Origin of the sequence: Psychromonas hadalis ATCC BAA-638, assembly GCF_000420245.1 — a bacterium.
Classification (GTDB): Bacteria; Pseudomonadota; Gammaproteobacteria; order Enterobacterales; family Psychromonadaceae; genus Psychromonas; species Psychromonas hadalis.
In genome coordinates this window covers 1-3,280 of the sequence record NZ_ATUO01000249.1, presented here as the reverse complement: position 1 = coordinate 3,280, position 3,280 = coordinate 1, and the positions used below count along the sequence as shown (strand labels likewise).

Sequence of the window (3,280 nt, the reverse complement as noted above, 5' to 3'; positions counted from 1 at the left end):
GACTTAGGAAACTCACAACGTAATATTGATTTTCATTTAGCAAATTAAACCCAGATTTATAACCTTTGAAAATTAAATAAGAACATCAATTTTTAGGGCAACTAACGCCCACTTAAGCGGACAAAAATTGTTGGCTATAATGTGGAGCGAAGCGGAACAGAGCCAACTGTTTTTGTTCCGTTTAAAGTGCTTGTTATGTTTTGGGGGCAACGATTTTGGATAACATAGCCTGTGCAACTTGCTCTCCAAAGTCCGACATACACTCTGGACCGTCGTAAATTATTTTGTCGTCCGAATTTTCACGGATATATACATTTAAAGCTAAGGCACTGCTATGTGCAGTATCGAAAAACGGAACAGGATTTTGTTTGAAATTGACATCATGATGAACCACCCATTTATTACGAAACAAAACCATCTCTTTTCGATAGTTATTGAACTCATCAAGTGTTAGTTTTGTTTCATTTTGCATGAAAACTAAAAATTTATTATGATCTTCTTTTGGGATTAGTTTTTTCCAGTGACCTTCATCTTTCCATGAGCCAAATAGTTTACACCAACTAGTTACTGCATCGGAAAGCAGTATATTGTGAATATGTGTAAATGGGCATAAACCACCAAATTCACGATCTAACTCTTGGCATTTGTGTTCAAGCGCTATGAAGCAAGAATATGACCGAAAAAATGAATTTAAGACAAATAAACGACCGTGCAACTCTTTGACATTTTCCATTTAACCTCTCAAAAAACATAACGCCCTGTTAAGCTGTAAAAAATGGTTGGCTATAATCGCGAAGCGATGGCCAACTGTTTTTTATCAGTTTAAACAGCTTGTTAGGTTTTTCTAATTTAGAATTTGGGTAAAGTAATCATCAAGCGATATAGAAGAATGCCTTGTTTCCGGCAGGTCTCCCATATGTGCACCAGATCTTTGACCAAAGTATAATTTTTCACTATCAAGATAAATTAAAGTGTAAATTGGTGGTAAGTCTCGATTATTTGAATTAAAAATAAACGTTTCATTTAGACCCCTACCCTCAATACTTTCATCACTGATTACTTTACTTTTAAACTCAAATTTAGAAATATCAAAAGAATCAAACATCATTGAATTACATTCCTCATCATTCGGATGAAAATACTCTGTTCGATAAGTACCCTCTAGGGAAGAATTTATGCTTAGTTTAATTTTAGTGTTCCATAATGTTTTAAATTCGTCACTCGAAAATTTACTGTAACCAGAGCATCCTTTTTCCCAATACGTATTGGACAGTTTTGTCATAGAATCACTTTTTAACGTTTCAGTAGAATTGCCACCTTCAGAGCCACCACAAGAAAACAAGAACACTGACGAAAGGACAATAGTTATTGGTATATTTTTCATTTGTAACCCCATGTCTGGATAAAAACCTAACGCCGCGTTAAGCGGACAAAAATTGTGGGTTATAATGTGGAGCGAAGCGAAACGTAACCCACTGTTTTTGTTCCGTTTAAACGCCTTGTTATGTGTTTTGCCGATTTAGCCAATTCATGGCAGCTTCTTGGTTACGGAATGACTTAGTATTATTACTAGTTATATTATCAGCTATTTGCTCCTGTAAACTATTACAGACAATTATTGCAGAAGCATAACATCCATTGTCTTTGTACCATTTAGCTACGGCTTCACCTGTTGAAACTACATCAGGTGAACCTAGAGTCTCCTCATCCCAAATTTCCATTTTACGCCACGATTTTAAGTCTTTACTTAATATTGACTCTCTAATTTTTGAAATATGAATCTTCAATCCTATTTCATTAAATGGACCAAATGTTTTAACGATTAATAAGTCTCCGTCCCACAAAATAGAAAGATCACCATGAGCATTCATAAAATCTCCTTAGGTAAACACATAACAGCTTATTAGATGGAAAAAACCAGCTATGCCATGCCAAAAGCGGTAATTCATTATTTATTTTTTATATATACAAATACTACACTAATTTCTTTTACCATCAAGCAGGTAGGGATATAAATCAAATCAGTATCACCTGATAAAAAATTGAAATAATCTATAAAACCAGCAGAAATATGGAAAACACCTATACTGTATATAATACCACTGAATATATACCCATAAACATTATTCTGCAAACTAATTAATGGTGCCAGTATGAAATCTCCTTTTTTACGAGCTTTGGCTGAGAATATGAGAATGCGTCGTTATGCAAAACGCACAATAGAATCTTATTTGTACTGGATAACTTCTTTTATCAATTATAATTTTAAAAAACATCCAAGCTTCTGCCATGATAGAGAGGTTGAATCATTTCTTTCATACCTTGCTAACACAAAAAATGTCGCACCTAAAACGCAGGCGCTTGCCTTGAATGCATTGGTTTATCTTTACAAAGAGTTTTTAGATAAACCATTAACGTTAGATTTAAAATATAATCGGACGACTACGCAACCAAAATTACCGGTGGTATTAACTTCAACCGAAACTGCATTATTATTAAAAAATTTACCTGCTCATCTTTCACTGCCGTGTTATTTACTTTACGCCAGTGGTTTGCGTCTTATGGAGTCGGTGAGGTTACGGGTTCAAGATATTGATTTTGATTATCTTTCAATACAAATTTGGCATGGAAAAGGAGGAAAACATCGTCGTGTCACATTGGCACAAGAGCTTGTTTCTCCATTGAAAAAGCAGATAGAAAGTGTTCATCTTTATTACGAACAAGATATGAAAAACACGAAGTATTCAAGGGTTTACCTGCCTTATGCACTAGCAGGTAAATATCCTAATGCAGCGAAAGAGTTCAATTGGCACTACCTCTTTCCATCTGCTCGTTTGAGTGTTGACCCTGAAAGCCAAATGGTTCGTCGACACCACATTCATGAATCTAATTTACAAAAGGCAGTACGAGAAACGAGTAAAAAGATAGGTTTCACTAAACGGGTCACCTGCCATACTTTACGCCATTCCTTTGCCACGCACTTACTACAACGAGGGGCAGATATACGTACAGTGCAAGATCAATTGGGCCACTCTGATATTCGTACCACACAAATTTACACCCATGTTTTACAAGCGGGTGCAAACTGTGTACGCAGTCCTTTTTCAGATTTGTAGCTATTAATCTCTTATTTTGATGGACAGAGCCATCTATTTTTCAGTGAGGCTTTATACCATCTTTACGTTTGATATAAAATGATGTTTCACTTGCATAATAGACTATTAAATTAACTTGTCTAAATTTACGGCTCTGTTGTAGAACACTGTTGTCACCCATAGGC

At 35.3% G+C, this 3,280-nt stretch carries 4 protein-coding genes; 1 reads left to right on the top strand and 3 read right to left on the bottom strand.

The window, feature by feature from the left end:
* Positions 1–193 precede the first annotated feature (193 nt).
* The 3 genes from G322_RS0118275 to G322_RS0118265 form a co-directional block, all read right to left on the bottom strand.
* The gene (locus tag G322_RS0118275) at positions 194–733 is read right to left on the bottom strand and encodes a hypothetical protein (RefSeq protein WP_022943127.1); all 540 of its coding nucleotides are present in this window, start codon (positions 731–733) and stop codon (positions 194–196) included.
* Between the two features lie 111 nt (positions 734–844).
* On the bottom strand, positions 845–1,384 hold the full coding sequence (locus tag G322_RS0118270) for a hypothetical protein (protein WP_022943126.1): 540 nt from the start codon (positions 1,382–1,384) through the stop codon (positions 845–847).
* A 118-nt stretch (positions 1,385–1,502) separates the two neighbouring features.
* Positions 1,503–1,871, bottom strand: a complete 369-nt coding sequence (locus G322_RS0118265) for a hypothetical protein (RefSeq protein WP_022943125.1) — start codon at positions 1,869–1,871, stop codon at positions 1,503–1,505.
* 282 nt (positions 1,872–2,153) lie between these two features.
* Between G322_RS0118265 and G322_RS0118260 the strand changes: the two genes are divergently transcribed.
* The gene (locus G322_RS0118260; protein ID WP_022943124.1) at positions 2,154–3,116 is read left to right on the top strand and encodes an integron integrase; all 963 of its coding nucleotides are present in this window, start codon (positions 2,154–2,156) and stop codon (positions 3,114–3,116) included.
* The last annotated feature ends 164 nt before the right edge of the window (positions 3,117–3,280 follow it).

Excerpts from the sequence above, each read along its gene's own strand:
- G322_RS0118275 (WP_022943127.1), bottom strand. The coding sequence starts at position 733 with ATGGAAAATGTCAAAGAGTTGCACGGTCGTTTATTTGTCTTAAATTCA.
- G322_RS0118270 (WP_022943126.1), bottom strand. The coding sequence starts at position 1,384 with ATGAAAAATATACCAATAACTATTGTCCTTTCGTCAGTGTTCTTGTTT.
- G322_RS0118265 (WP_022943125.1), bottom strand. The coding sequence starts at position 1,871 with ATGAATGCTCATGGTGATCTTTCTATTTTGTGGGACGGAGACTTATTA.
- G322_RS0118260 (WP_022943124.1), top strand. The coding sequence starts at position 2,154 with ATGAAATCTCCTTTTTTACGAGCTTTGGCTGAGAATATGAGAATGCGT.